The 12287-nt window shown below is 64.0% G+C and carries 11 protein-coding genes; 6 read left to right on the forward strand and 5 right to left on the reverse strand.

What is annotated here, in order from left to right:
- The first annotated feature begins 11 nt into the window (after positions 1–11).
- Positions 12–674 carry an amino acid ABC transporter permease gene (locus QUG03_RS03965; protein ID WP_118268338.1) on the forward strand — a complete coding sequence of 221 codons (663 nt, stop codon included), beginning with the start codon at positions 12–14 and terminating at the stop codon, positions 672–674.
- A 52-nt stretch (positions 675–726) separates the two neighbouring features.
- Here QUG03_RS03965 and QUG03_RS03970 read toward each other — a convergent pair whose 3' ends face one another.
- Positions 727–2481 (reverse strand): AMP-dependent synthetase/ligase, encoded by a 1755-nt coding sequence (locus QUG03_RS03970; protein ID WP_227105015.1) that lies wholly within the window; start codon positions 2479–2481, stop codon positions 727–729.
- Positions 2482–2715: 234 nt separating this feature from the next.
- Here QUG03_RS03970 and QUG03_RS03975 point away from each other — a divergent pair, with 234 nt between their 5' ends.
- The 3 genes from QUG03_RS03975 to QUG03_RS03985 all read left to right on the forward strand — a co-directional run bounded on the left by QUG03_RS03975 (position 2716) and on the right by QUG03_RS03985 (position 5835).
- Complete coding sequence (locus tag QUG03_RS03975) at positions 2716–3861, forward strand: trans-sulfuration enzyme family protein (RefSeq protein WP_227105014.1); 1146 nt, start codon at positions 2716–2718, stop codon at positions 3859–3861.
- Between the two features lie 55 nt (positions 3862–3916).
- Positions 3917–4972 (forward strand): NAD(P)H-dependent flavin oxidoreductase, encoded by a 1056-nt coding sequence (locus tag QUG03_RS03980; protein ID WP_500819428.1) that lies wholly within the window; start codon positions 3917–3919, stop codon positions 4970–4972.
- 80 nt (positions 4973–5052) lie between these two features.
- The gene (locus QUG03_RS03985) at positions 5053–5835 is read left to right on the forward strand and encodes a ferredoxin--NADP reductase (protein ID WP_500819429.1); all 783 of its coding nucleotides are present in this window, start codon (positions 5053–5055) and stop codon (positions 5833–5835) included.
- 19 nt (positions 5836–5854) lie between these two features.
- Here QUG03_RS03985 and QUG03_RS03990 read toward each other — a convergent pair whose 3' ends face one another.
- Positions 5855–6304 (reverse strand): GNAT family N-acetyltransferase, encoded by a 450-nt coding sequence (locus tag QUG03_RS03990; RefSeq protein WP_500819430.1) that lies wholly within the window; start codon positions 6302–6304, stop codon positions 5855–5857.
- Between the two features lie 5 nt (positions 6305–6309).
- A complete protein-coding gene (locus QUG03_RS03995; protein ID WP_486635891.1) occupies positions 6310–6921 on the reverse strand; it encodes a LysE family translocator in 612 nt (203 codons plus the stop codon).
- 107 nt (positions 6922–7028) lie between these two features.
- On the opposite strand from QUG03_RS03995, the gene QUG03_RS04000 reads away from it, so the two are divergent.
- Positions 7029–7418, forward strand: coding sequence for a DUF488 domain-containing protein (locus tag QUG03_RS04000; protein ID WP_107800619.1), 390 nt, complete (start codon positions 7029–7031; stop codon positions 7416–7418).
- Between the two features lie 62 nt (positions 7419–7480).
- Positions 7481–8110, forward strand: a complete 630-nt coding sequence (locus QUG03_RS04005; RefSeq protein ID WP_235086407.1) for a LysE family translocator — start codon at positions 7481–7483, stop codon at positions 8108–8110.
- A 156-nt stretch (positions 8111–8266) separates the two neighbouring features.
- Here the strand turns inward: QUG03_RS04005 and QUG03_RS04010 are convergent, their stop codons facing one another.
- Positions 8267–9700, reverse strand: coding sequence for a sensor histidine kinase (locus QUG03_RS04010; RefSeq protein WP_500819432.1), 1434 nt, complete (start codon positions 9698–9700; stop codon positions 8267–8269).
- A 105-nt stretch (positions 9701–9805) separates the two neighbouring features.
- Complete coding sequence (locus QUG03_RS04015) at positions 9806–12061, reverse strand: Orn/Lys/Arg family decarboxylase (RefSeq protein WP_500819433.1); 2256 nt, start codon at positions 12059–12061, stop codon at positions 9806–9808.
- Positions 12062–12287: the final 226 nt, after the last annotated feature.

Here is a 12287-nt window from a genome sequence, read left to right on the forward strand (position 1 = left end):
GAAAAACGTGAATGACTGACTGGATCGTCCTGTTCGAATCGGCGCTGCCGGTGCTATTGCAAGGCGCGGGCTATACCTTGATGTTCGCGGTGGTTTCCATGATCCTGGGGCTGGCGCTGGGTTTCGTCGTGGCCTTGCTGCGAGTGGCGCAAGTGCCGGTCCTGGCGCAACTGGCCGCCTTCTATGTCAGCGCGATGCGCGGCACTCCGCTCTTGGTGCAGATTTTCGTCATCTATTACGGCTTGCCCGGCGCGGGCATCGAGTTGGGGCCGGTGACGGCGGGCATTCTGGCCTTGACGCTGAATGTGGCCGCCTATTTGTCGGAAAGCCTGCGCGGCGGCATCGCCGGCGTGCACCGCGGCCAGTGGGACGCCGGCCTGTCCTTGGGCCTGAGCTGGTGGCAGACCATGCGCCACATCATCGCTCCGCAGGCTTTGCGCTTGTCGGTGCCCAGCCTGTCCAATTCGCTGATCAGCCTGATCAAGGATACTTCGCTGGTATCGGTGATCACCGTGACCGAATTGATGCTGGCGACCAAGGAAGTGATCGCCCAGACCTTTCAGCCCTTGCCGCTCTATCTGGCGGCGGCGGCGATCTACTGGGTGCTGAGCGCCAGCTTCGAGCGGGTGCAGGGTTATGTGGAGCGGCGGCTGGAATTGGCCCATAAGCGTTGACCGCGGTCTCCAAGCAAAAAGCCCCGCGTTGCGGGGCTTTGTCGCATCCGGCTCAGGCCGGGGCGTAGAGGTTTTCTATCATTGCGCGGCAGCGTTCGGCGATCACCTTGCGGCGCAGCTTCAGCGTGGGCGCCAATTCGCCGGCGTCGACGCACCAGGGCTTGTCGATCAGGGTGAATTTCTTGATGTGCTCCCAGTTGCCGAAGTAGCGGTTGAAGCGCTTGATCTCGCGGTCAATCAACTCGACGATCTTGGGGTGGCTGCTCATCTCGCTGTCGGTGGTGTAGGCGATGCCGTGTTCGGCGCACCATTCCTTCAGTTTCTCGAAGAGCGGGACAATCAGCGCCGCCGCGTACTTCTGACCGTCGCCCACCACCATGATCTGGTCGATGAAGGCGGATTCCTTCAGCTTGTTCTCCAGCGCTTGCGGCGCAATGTATTTGCCGTTGCTGGTCTTGAACATTTCCTTTTTGCGGTCGGTGATGCGCAGATAGCCGTGTTCCAGCACGCCGATGTCGCCGGTGTGCAGCCAGCCGTTGTTCAGCGCTTCGGCGGTGAGTCCCGGCTCCTTGTAATAGCCGAGCATCACATTGTCGCCGCGCACCAGGATTTCGCCGTCGTCGGCCAGGCGCACTTCCACGCCGGGCAAGGGCAGGCCCACGCTGCCGATCCGAGTGTCCCGGGCGTTGAACGGGTTGGCGGAGATCACCGGCGCGGATTCGGTCATGCCGTAGCCCTCCGCCACCGACACGCCGCAGGCCCAGAACAGGCGCGCCAGTCGCGGCTGCAGCGCGGCGGAACCGACATTGATCCATTTGAGCTCGCCGCCCATCGCGGCGCGCCACTTGCGGTAAACCAGCTTGTCGGCCAGCGCGTGCTTGGCGGCTTCCAGCGGCGAGCGGCGGGCGTTGGGGTCGAAGCGCTCGGCGCGCTCCACGGCCCACAGATAAAGACGGCGTTTGAAGCCGCTGAGTTCGCGCGCCTTGCCCACCAGTTTGTCGTGCACTTTCTCCAGCACGCGCGGCACCGCGCTGAAGGTGTGCGGACGGATGTCGGCGAGCGCGGAAGACAGGCATTCCACGCTGGAGAAGTAAACGCCGGCGCTGCTGTACATATAGTAGAAGACCCCGGCGCGCTCGAAGATGTGCGACAGCGGCAAAAAGCTCAGCGCGCGGCATTCTCCGTGCGGCAGGCGGGTGAATTCCGCGGTGGCGACCACGGTGCTGAGCACGTTGCGGTGCGACAGCATCACGCCTTTGGAGCGTCCGGTGGTTCCGGAGGTGTAAATGATGGTGTAGACGTCGTCCGGCTGGATCGCGTCGCGGCGGCGTTCCAGCTCGGCCTGCCGCTCCGGTTTGGCCAGGGCCAGGATTTCGGTCCAGGACGGGCAGCCGTCGATCTGGCTCAGGCCGTAGATCGGGCAGCTGAATTTGCCCAGCGCCTCATGCAATTTGCGTTGCAATGCGGCATTGCCGACGAAAGCGAGCTTGACCTCGGCATGAGTCAGGATATAGCGTGCATCATCAAGGGTCATGGTGGGATAGAGCGGCACGCTGACGGCGCCGATTTGCTGCAGCGCCAGATCGGCCAGCACCCATTCTATGGAGTTGTCGGCGGCGAGGGCGACTTTGTCGCCGTTGGCGATGCCCAACTCCAGCAGACCCAGGCTGAAGCGGTTGACGCTGTCCGCGACTTCCTCGGTGGACAACCTGCGCCATTCCTTGCCGGTTTTGGCGGCGAGGCAGTCGGTGCGCGGGTGGCGTTCGAGTTGGCGGGGCAGGATGTCAAATACGCGTTCTAGCTTCATTCGTACAATTGTTTGAATGCGAAACGCTGCAAAATAGTCCTAAAGAGCGTGGATGTAAAGCCAAAGCTGCTAAAAATTTAGTCAAGATCAAGGGAGTAGTCGCCGTTTTAACGGCGGTTTCCTTGAAGTTTTCGAAAAATGATGAAAGAGTCATGGCTGCGGCGCGCTAGAAGCTTGATTGCGGTCGGTTTGTCCGACAAGGCGGACAAGTGAATGATTTTTTGAGGAAAAGTCGTGAAATTTGCAACCAGATCCATTCATGCCGGCTATGACAACGCAGAGCATGGCAAGGCGGTGATGCCGCCGGTGTACCAGACTTCGGTGTTCGAATACGGCCATGTCGGCGAATCCATGCCCTTTGTGTACGCCCGTACCGGCAATCCCACGCGGGCGGCGCTGGAGGCCTGCCTGGCCAGCCTGGAGAACGCCCGCCACGGCCTGGCCTTTGCCAGCGGCATGGCGGCCATCGACGCGGTGCTGCGCGCCTGCCTGAAGCCGGGCGACGAGGTGATCGCGGTGGCGGACCTTTATGGCGGCGCTTACCGGCTGCTGAGCAAGGTGATGGAGCCGGCGGGCGTCAAGGTCACTTTCGCGGATTTGAGCGATAGCCGGAACCTGACGGCGCTGATCAGCGCGCGGACCAAGCTGCTGTGGCTGGAGTCGCCCACCAACCCCTTGCTGGGCATGGTGGACATCGCGGAACTGGCCCGGATCGCGCACGCGCACGGCGCCCGAGTGGCGGTGGACAGCACTTTCGCCACGCCTTATCTGCAGAACCCGCTGGATCTGGGGGCAGATGTCGTTGTGCATTCCGCCACCAAGTATCTGGCCGGCCACTCCGACGTGTTGCTGGGCCTGGCGGCCGTCAACGACGAGGCGCTGCACCGCGAGATCAAATTCATTCAGAACGCGGCGGGAGCGGTGCCGGGGCCTCAGGATTGCTTCCTGACCCTGCGCGGCATCAAGACCCTGCATCTGCGCATGGATCGCCATTGCGACAACGCGGAGCGGGTGGCGGATTACCTGCGATCTCATCCCAAGGTGGAGCGGGTGTTCTTTCCGGGGCTGCCGGAGCATCCGGGCCATGAACTGGCCCGCCGGCAGATGCGTCGCTTCGGCGGCATCGTCAGCATCTGGCTGAAGGACGACAGCCGCGCGGCGGCCAGCCGCTTGGCCGAGCGGTTGAAGCTGTTCGCGCTGGCCGAATCGCTGGGCGGGGTCGAATCGCTGATCAACCACAGCTACACCATGTCGCACGGCGGCATGCCGCCGGAGCAGAAGGCTCAATTGGGCATCCGCGAAGGCGGGGTGAGGCTGTCGATAGGCATAGAGGATATCGACGATATCCTGGCCGATCTGGAGCAGGCTCTGGCGGACTGAGCTGACTGCGCTATTCTTTCAACCGACGCCCGCGCGGGCGTAATCGAGGAAATATATGGCTTCCGCTTTGTGCCGTCGCTGGCAGTTGCGCACCCCTTTGATTCAGGCGCCGATGGCGGGCGGCGCCACCTCTCCGGCCTTGGTGGCCGCGGTCAGTCAGGCCGGCGGCCTGGGGTTTCTGGCGGCGGCGCTGCTGCCGCCCGAACGCCTGCTCAGCGAAGCCGCCGCGGTGCGGCGCCTCACCGACAAGCCATTCGGCATCAATCTATTCGTACAGGACGATCCCGCTCCCAGCGAGGAGGCCTTGCGGCAGGCGCTGGAATGGCTGGCGCCGCTGCACCGGGAGCTGGGGCTGCCGGCGCCGCAGATCCCTGATCGCTTCTGCGAGCCGTTCGCGCGCCAGTTCGAAGCGCTGCTGGAGGCCAAGCCGGCGGCGGCCAGCTTCACCTTCGGCATTCTCAATCGCCATCAGCTCAAGCTCTTGAAGCAGGCCAAGATAGACGTGATCGGCACCGCCACCAATATGGCGGAAGGGCTGGCCTGGGCCGAACTGGGCGCGGACGCGATCTGCGCCCAAGGCCGGGAAGCCGGCGGCCATCGCGGCACCTTCATCGGACGGCCCCAGGACAGCCTGCGGCCCACTTTGTCGCTGGTCTATGAGTTGGCGCAGAATCAGCCGCTGCCGGTGATCGCCGCAGGCGGCATCATGCATGGACGCGATATCGCCGCAGCGATGCGCCACGGCGCCCAAGCCTGCCAGTTGGGCACCGCGTTTTTGCGTTGCCCGGAGTCCGGCATTTCCGCCTTGTGGAAAAGCGAGCTGGCCAAGGCCGCGCCCGGCGGCACCCGTTTGACTCGCGCGTTTTCCGGCCGTTACGCGCGCGGCCTGAACAACCGTTATATGGAATTGATGGCCGACAAGGAAGACCTGGTGCCGGCGTATCCGGTGATGAACGCCTTGACCGGGCCCTTGCGCGCCGCGGCGGCCAAGGCCGGGCTGAGCGATTTTCTGTCCTTGTGGGCCGGGGAAAACGTGGCGGCCGGCCGCGAGCTGGCGGCGGGGCAGCTGGTCGCCACGCTGCACGAGGAATGGCTGGCCGCCTATCGTTGAGCGCCGCCGCGGCGCAGGCTTGAAGCCGGCGTCGATCTGGAGCACAATACTTGAGTAATTTACTTGGGTATTGGCGAGCAATGGATACAGCGATCGAAGAAAAGTACACGGTTCAACCCATCTTGTGGCTGCGGCGCTGGGCGGACAATCTGCTCAGCTTCCGCTTGCGGCGGCCGGACGCCTATCGTTTTGAGCCGGGGCAGTTCGCGAGGCTGGGCCTGCCGTTGGGCGAACACGGCGGTCAGGTGTGGCGGGCGTATTCGATGTGTTCGGCAGTGACCGACGAGTATCTGGAGTTCTATTCCATCGTAGTGCCGGACGGCCAGTTCAGTTCGCGTCTGGCGCAGCTGCAGGTAGGCGCGGAAGTGATGCTGGACAAGAAGGCGATGGGCTTCTTCCTGGCGGACCGCTTGCCGGCGGGCAAGGATTTGTGGTTGTTGGCCACCGGCACAGGTTTGGCGCCGTATTTGTCGATTCTGCAAGACCCCGCTCAGTGGCGACGTTTTGATCGCATCGTGCTGGCGCACTGCGTGCGGCACGCCGCTGAGCTCAGTTATCAGGATTTCATCGCCGAGCTGAGCGAACACCCCTTGTGGGACGAGCACGGCCACAAATTGCAATACTTGCCCATCGTCACGCGCGACGCGCCGGAGGGCGTGTTGAACGAGCGCATCCCGGCCTTGCTGGCCAATGGCGGTTTGGAGCGGGCGGCGGGGCTGGCGATGTCGCCGGAAAACTCGCGCTTCATGATTTGCGGCAACCCGGCGATGGTGGAGGATACCCACCGGCAATTGATGAAGATGGGCTACCGGATGAGCCGGCAGAGCGCGCCGGGTCATCTGGTGTTGGAAAACGGTTGGTAGTCGACGCGCGCAGGGCGGCCTATAAGTCCTTGCTCATGAACCGGCTGAGCGGGTCGGGCTGGTAGGCGCCGAAGGGCGGGCAGGGCTTGAAACCGGCGCGCTGGTACAGGCCGATCGCCTCAGGCTGGGACACGCCGGTCTCCAGTTTCAGCGCGGACAGACCGGCGGAGCGCGCTTCCCGCTCCAGGCGCGCCAGCAGCGCCTGGGCCACGCCCTTGCCGCGTTGGGACGGCGCCACGAACATGTGCTTGATCTCGCCGTAATCCTCATGCGGCACCAGCGCGGCGCAGCCGACCGCCGCGAGCTTCTCGTCGCGAGCGACGATGAAATGCGCCCGTGGCGGTTCCAGCGCCGCCGGGTCCATCAGATGATTGCTTTCCGCCGGATAGAGCGTGGCCTGGTATGCGTCCAGCTGGCTTATCAAGGCCAGCACATCGGCTTGTCGCGGCGACTCCAGTTGCAGACGCATGGCGTTTATCTGTTGGAGTTGGCGAGCAGGGCGCCGAACAGCAGGAAGGTCGCGCCGCCGGCCTTGTTCACCCATTTGCCGCCGCGGTCGCTGGCCAGCCAACGGCGCGCGCGTTGCGCGGTGAGCGCGTACACGGTGTGGATCAGGATGATCAGGCCGCTGAAGGTGCCGACCAACAGCAGGAATTGCGGCGCGTAGGCCCCCTGAGTGTCGATGAACTGCGGAAAGATGGACAGAAAGAAGAAGATGGACTTGGGGTTGGTCAGCTGTACCGCCATGCCTTCTCCAAAGCGCCGGGCAAAGCCGAGCGGCTGGCTTGGGATCTCATCGAAGCGAAAAGCCGGCGCGCGCAGCAGTTTGACGCCCAGATAAAACAGGTAAGCGGCGCCTATCCATTTCATCACAGTGAAGGCCAGCGCCGACGCGGCCAGCAACAGGCCGAGGCTGGTGGCCGACACGCCGGCGACGATGAAGGAACCGCAGGCGGTGCCGAGAATGCCGCCAAGGGTGCCGCGCAGGCCGAAGCGCAGCGAATTGGTCAGGGTCATCAAAATGCCGGGGCCGGGGCTGAGCACGGTGGCCGCGGCCATCAGCAGATAAAGCGAATAGTGTTGCATGAGGATTGTTCGCGTAGGGGGCGGGCCCTTAGTCTACGCAGGCTTGGCCATTGATGACAATGTTGTTGCGCGCGGCGCATGGGCCGCGCCGTTTTGGAGAACGAGCGATGACGATACGCGTGGTGCAATTGGGCAGTCCGCGTCACCCGCAGGAGGGCACGCGCATCGGCACGGTGCGGCGGCCGCCGCGCGGCGTGCCCAAGGAGGCCTTCGCCAGCGGCGATTGGTACGATGTGTGGTTTCCCAACCTGGCGCCCAGCGCGGAACTGGTGAAACAGGCGCAGGCGGCGCAGAGCGCAGCCGAATGGCAGACGTTCGAGCGGGCGTATCGCGCGGAGATGAAGGCGCCGGAGCAAAGCCGCGAGCTGGACTTGCTGGCGGCTTTGTCGCACGGCAGCCACTTTTCCATAGGCTGTTACTGCCAGGACGAGGCGCGCTGTCACCGCTCGGTGTTGCGGGCCTTGTTGCGGGAGCGCGGCGCGGCGCTGGTGGAGTGAGGCTTTGACTCCGCCGGGCCGGCTTGTATCATATCGCTTTGTATTTGCCCGGAATGTCCGCCATGCCTGATTTGTCCACGCTTTTACTGTTCAGTCTCGCCTGCGTCGCGCTGGCGGCGACGCCGGGGCCGGATATGTTGCTGATCGCCAGCCGCAGCGCCAGCCAGGGACGCAAGGCCGGCTTCGCCACCCTGGCGGGCATTCAACTGGGCACGTATTGCCATGCGCTGGCGGCGGCCTTCGGTTTGGCGCAGTTGTTCGTGCACGCGCCGCTGGCCTACGACGCGGTGCGCATCGCCGGCGCCGCCTATCTGTTCTATCTGGCCTGGACGACGCTGCGCAGTCGCAGCGTGTTGAGCGTGCCGGGCGCCGCGGGCGCGCAGTCTATGCCGCGCATCGTGGCCCAGGGCCTGCTTACCAATCTGCTCAATCCCAAGATGGCGCTCTTCGTGTTGGCTTTGTTTCCCCAGTTCGTGCATCCGTCCGCGGGGCCGGTCTCGCTGCAGATCATGGTGCTGGCGACCTTGTTGAACGCGATCGGCCTGCTGATCAATGGGGCGATCATCCTGGCGGCCAGCCGTTTCGGACGCGCGCTTGGCGACAGGCTGGGGAACAGCCGGCTGCCGCAATGGCTGCTGGCTTCGGTGTTCGGCGGGCTGGCTTTGCGGCTGGCGCTGGCGAGCAAGAGCTGAGAGCCTGTTCAAAACCTTGCGGGCAGGGGCGAGGCGAAGAGAACACAAGCGAAATGTGCGAGTGCTCGTGAGCATTGTGAGCTTGTTTTTAACGGCCTGCTCCATCCGTCTCGCCGAAGCGCAGCAGATTTTTGAACGGGTTTGACGCGCGCCGCCTCAGGCGCCGCGCTTGGCCCAGGGCAGTATCAGTTGGGCGATGACGCCGCCGTTGGCGGCGTTTTGCACGTGCAGCTTGCCGCCTTGGGCCCGCGCCAAGGTCTCGCAGAGCGGCAGCCCCAGGCCCATGCCGCGCGAGCGGGTGGTGAAGAAGGGCAGGAAGATCTTGGGCAGGATGGCTTCGGGAATGCCCGGGCCGTTGTCTATGACCTTGAAACGGTAGTTGTGGCCGTCGCTTTCGCCGCTGATCACAATGCGGCCGCCTTGTTCCTGCAGCGCGTCGCAGGCGTTCTGCACCAGGTTGTGCAGAATCTGTTCCAGCGCGGTGCGTTCCGCGCGCGGCCACTCGTCCGGGCTTAAATTATTCCATTCCAGGGTGATGTTCTGGTTCGCCAATTCCGCCTGGCGCAGAAACAGCAATGAGTTCACCAGCGCGTCGGGATCCAGCGGCGTGGTGTCCGTCGCTTTGGGATGGGCCAGCAGGCGGCTGAGCCGGCTGATCAGGGCCGCGGCGCGGCGCGCTTGCGCGCCGGTGGCGAGCAGGGTGTCGCGCGCGGCTTCGCGTTGCGAGGGCTCGTCCAGCGTCCGTTCCAGCTGGCGGGTATTGGCGATGATGGCGGTCAGCGGCGGATTCAATTCCTGCGCCAGCCCGGCCATCATTTCATTCAGGGTATTGAGCCGGGCTTGAGCGGCCAGACGGTCCTGCTGTTGCTGGCGCTGTTGAGAGGCGCGTTGCCTATGCCTGGCGTACAGGGCGACGGCGACGGCGGCGAGCAGCGCGTTCCACAGCAGGATTTCCATCCAGGGCAAGCTGTCCCAACTCAAGGCGGTGCGGCTGGACAGGCGGAAGGGTTGGCTGGCGCTGGGCAGCTTGCGGTCCAGGCTCAGATCCCAATCATTGGCAGACGCGCCGGCCTTGCGTTGCAGCAGTTCGATGCGGTGGCCGCGCAATTGCAGCGAGATGTTTTCCAGCGGCTCGGGCAGTTCGGCCTGGACCAGCATGCGCAACGGGTCGATCAACAGCGCCCAGCCGTCCGGGCTTTGCAGCCAGTAGCGTTGTTGCGCGTCGAAGCCGAGCAGGGTCTGGCCTTGTTGCTGGGCTTGCCACAGCAAGGCCAGCGGCGGACGCAGGCCGCTGGGATCGCCATGCCATTGCTGTTGTCGCCAAAAACCGATGGCGCTCAGCTGAGGCATGGCGGTTTGCAGGCGCTTGAGCATGTCGGCGGGCAAACGGCTTTGTTCCGAGGCGGCCAGGGTGGCCAGCACCGCGTCGTGTTGCGAAGCTTTCTGGCTCAGCAGGCGCAGGGTAATGAAGGATTCCTGGCGGAAGCGCTGTTCCAATGCGCCAAACTGGCGCCAGCCCAGCCATAGGCAACCCGCCAGGCTGAGCAAGAGCCAGGCGGTGAGGGCGTAGCGGCGGTCCAATGACATCATGGCGGCGATTATCGCACGCTGCCGCGAGCGCGCCAGCCTGGTGTGTTAAGGATTATTGTGTAGAAATTGTGCGGCGGCGTGCCGGCGGAGCGCCGCCGCCCTTTCTCATTTCACGCAGTCGACGCAGTAGACCTTGCGGCCGTCCAGTTCCGTCGCCACCAGCCCGTGCACATCGGTTTCGAAGCCGGGCAGCTCGCGGTTGAAGTCTTGGGCGAAGCGCAGGTAGTCGACGATGGTCTTGTTGAAGCGCTCGCCGGGAATCAGCAGCGGGATGCCCGGTGGGTAGGGCGTCAACAGCACGGCGGTGACGCGGCCTTCCAGTTGCTCCACCGGCACGCGTTCGATCTCGCGGTGGGCCATCTTGGCGAAGGCGTCGGCCGGACGCATCGCCGGCTCCATTTCCGACAGATAGATCTCGGTGGTGATGCGGGCCACATCGTGTTTGCTGTAGAGCTGATGGATGCGCTGGCACAGATCGCGCAGGCCGACGCGCTCATATTGCGGGTGTTGGGCGATGAATTCCGGCATCACCCGCCACATCGGCTGGTTTTTGTCGAAGTCGTCCTTGAATTGCTGCAGCAGGGAGATCAGCGTATTCCAGCGGCCCTTGGTGATGCCGATGGTGAACATGATGAAGAAGCTGTACAGCCCGGTCTTTTCCACCACCACGCCGTGTTCGGTCAGATACTTGGTGACGATGGCGGCGGGAATGCCCATCTCTTCGAAACTGCCGTCCACATCCAGGCCCGGAGTCAGCACCGTGGCCTTGATCGGGTCCAGCATATTGAAGCCGTTCTCAATGCCGACGAAGCCGTGCCAGCGCTCGTTCGGGCGCAGTTGCCACTCGGCCGGGTCGCAGATGCCGTCGTCGGACAGATCGTCCGGTCCCCAGACGCTGAACCACCAGTCGCGGCCGTATTCCTCGTCCACTTTGCGCATGGCGCGGCGGAAGTCCAGCGCCTCCACCAGCGATTCTTCCACCAGCGCCTGTCCGCCCGGCTGTTCCATCATCGCCGCCGCCACATCGCAGCTGGCGATGATGGAGTACTGCGGGCTGGTGGACGTGTGCATCAGATAGGCTTCGTTGAACCAAGCGGTGTCCAACTGGCGTTGCTCCGGGTCCTGCACCAGGATCTGCGAGGCCTGGCTGATGCCGGCCAGCAGTTTGTGGGTGGACTGGGTGGAGAAGATCAGGCTGTCCTTGCAGCGTGGGCGGCCTTCGCCGATGGCGTGGAAGTCGCCGTAGAAATCATGGAAGCCGGCGTGCGGCAGCCAGGCTTCGTCGAAGTGCAGGGTATCGACCTCGCCGTCCAGCAGATGCTTGATGTCCTCCACGTTGTAGATAATGCCGTCGTAGGTGGACTGGGTCAGGGTCAGGATGCGGGGCTTGGCTTGCGGGTTTTTGGCCAGCGCTTCGCGGGCGAAGGGGTTGGCCTGAATTTTCTTCTTGATATTGTCGAGCTGGAATTCGGACTTAGGAATCGGGCCGATGATGCCGTAGTGGTTGCGCGTCGGCATCAGGAACACCGGGATGGCGCCGGTCATCATGATGGCGTGCAGATTGGATTTGTGGCAGTTGCGGTCCACCAGCACGATGTCGCCGGCCGCCACGCAGCTGTGCCAGACGATTTTGTTGGAAGTGGAGGTGCCGTTGGTGACGAAGAACAGGTGGTCGGCGTTGAAGATGCGCGCGGCATTGCGTTCCGAAGCGGCGATGGGGCCGGTGTGGTCCAGCAGCTGGCCCAGTTCGTCCACCGCGTTGCAGACGTCGGCGCGCAGCATGTTTTCGCCAAAGAACTGGTGGAACATCTGGCCCACCGGGCTCTTCAGGAAGGCGACGCCGCCGGAATGGCCGGGGCAGTGCCAGGAGTAGGAACCGTCGTGGGCGTAATCCACCAGCGCGCGGAAAAACGGCGGCGCCAGGCTGTCCAGATAGCTCTTGGCCTCGCGGATGATGTGGCGGGCGACGAACTCCGGCGTGTCCTCGTGCATGTGAATGAAGCCGTGCAACTCGCGCAGGATGTCGTTGGGAATGTGGCGCGCGGTGCGGGTTTCGCCGTATAGATAGACCGGGATGTCCGGATTGCGGCGGCGGATTTCCGCGACGAAGCCGTAGAGCTTGCCCAGCGCTTCCTGCGCCGCGTCCTCGGTGTGGAATTCCTCGTCGTCTATCGACAAGATGAAGCCGGCGGCGCGGCTTTGCTGCTGGGCGAAGGAAGTCAGGTCGCCGTAGCTGGTGTAGCCGATCACGCTCATGCCTTCCGCCTCCATGGCGGCGGCGAGTTCGCGGATGCCGGAGCCGCTGGTGTTTTCCGAGCGGAAGTCCTCGTCGATGATCACGATGGGGAAATGAAAACGCATACCTGAGTCCTTGTTGCTGTTAACTCGGACACGCGCGGGGGCGGGACGCGGATGGGCCGTCGGCTCGCCGTGGGCGAGGGCCGAAGCCGCGGGCACCTGTAACCCTTTGCGGTGTCACTCGGTGCGCGTTGGGGCGCAGTTCTGTACGCACGGGCAGACCGGGGGCCGCCGCCGCCATGGAGGCTGGCCTTGAGGCGCGAATAAAAACAGGGCGCTTTGCGCCGCG

The organism is Chromobacterium sp. CCUG 30098, from assembly GCF_059916605.1.

Bases quoted from the DNA above. Each gene is read 5' to 3' on its own strand.
- QUG03_RS04000 (WP_107800619.1), top strand. From the start codon at position 7,029: ATGACGATACGCGTGGTGCAATTGGGCAGTCCGCGTCACCCGCAGGAG.
- QUG03_RS03980 (WP_500819428.1), top strand. From the start codon at position 3,917: ATGGCTTCCGCTTTGTGCCGTCGCTGGCAGTTGCGCACCCCTTTGATT.
- QUG03_RS04015 (WP_500819433.1), bottom strand. From the start codon at position 12,061: ATGCGTTTTCATTTCCCCATCGTGATCATCGACGAGGACTTCCGCTCG.
- QUG03_RS03985 (WP_500819429.1), top strand. From the start codon at position 5,053: ATGGATACAGCGATCGAAGAAAAGTACACGGTTCAACCCATCTTGTGG.
- QUG03_RS03990 (WP_500819430.1), bottom strand. From the start codon at position 6,304: ATGCGTCTGCAACTGGAGTCGCCGCGACAAGCCGATGTGCTGGCCTTG.
- QUG03_RS04010 (WP_500819432.1), bottom strand. From the start codon at position 9,700: ATGATGTCATTGGACCGCCGCTACGCCCTCACCGCCTGGCTCTTGCTC.
- QUG03_RS03970 (WP_227105015.1), bottom strand. From the start codon at position 2,481: ATGAAGCTAGAACGCGTATTTGACATCCTGCCCCGCCAACTCGAACGC.
- QUG03_RS03965 (WP_118268338.1), top strand. From the start codon at position 12: ATGACTGACTGGATCGTCCTGTTCGAATCGGCGCTGCCGGTGCTATTG.
- QUG03_RS04005 (WP_235086407.1), top strand. From the start codon at position 7,481: ATGCCTGATTTGTCCACGCTTTTACTGTTCAGTCTCGCCTGCGTCGCG.
- QUG03_RS03995 (WP_486635891.1), bottom strand. From the start codon at position 6,921: ATGCAACACTATTCGCTTTATCTGCTGATGGCCGCGGCCACCGTGCTC.